1 protein-coding gene is annotated in these 543 nt (G+C 65.4%); it reads left to right on the forward strand.

Annotated elements, in window-relative coordinates; all coding sequences use genetic code 11:
• Window positions 1–170: 170 nt before the first annotated feature.
• A partial coding sequence (locus DQ244_RS19125; RefSeq protein WP_158544629.1) for a GNAT family N-acetyltransferase occupies window positions 171–543 on the forward strand: 373 nt, incomplete at its 3' end.

Here is a 543-nt window from a genome sequence, read left to right on the forward strand (position 1 = left end):
GAGATGTGTATAAGAGACAGATGCTGGCTCATGCAAGCTACTGTACCTTTTGTCCGCATCCCGCCCAGCCCTGCCGGGGTGGCGATTCGCCCTGGATCCACAGCGTCATATCGGTGGCCCTTCGATGTGTCAGGCGCGGCGCAGGGCCGGCGGCGGCATACGATACTCATATGTTTTCCTCCTGGCTGCCGCGTCCGGCACTGGACGTGCTTGAGTCCGACCGGTTGCTGCTGCGCGGGCTGACCCGGAAGGACTACGAGGCGTGGATGCACCTGCGCTGGGTCAACAGCCAGTGGCTGCAACCATGGGATCCCACCGACCCCGCCGGACGCACCCCCACCACCACCTTTCAACAGATGGTCCGCTCCCAACGCCAGTCGGCGCTGGAAGGGACCGGCTACTGCTGGGTGGTCACCCTGAAGGACCCGCACGCGGCCAACCCGCCGCTGATTGGGCAGGTGTCCCTGTCCGGGATCCAACTGGCGGCCGCGCGCAGCGCCTCGATTGGCTACTGGATTGATCACGGGCACGCCGGGTTTGGCT

Origin of the sequence: Blastococcus sp. TBT05-19 (genome assembly GCF_003319095.1) — a bacterium.
Lineage (GTDB): Bacteria > Actinomycetota > Actinomycetes > Mycobacteriales > Geodermatophilaceae > Blastococcus.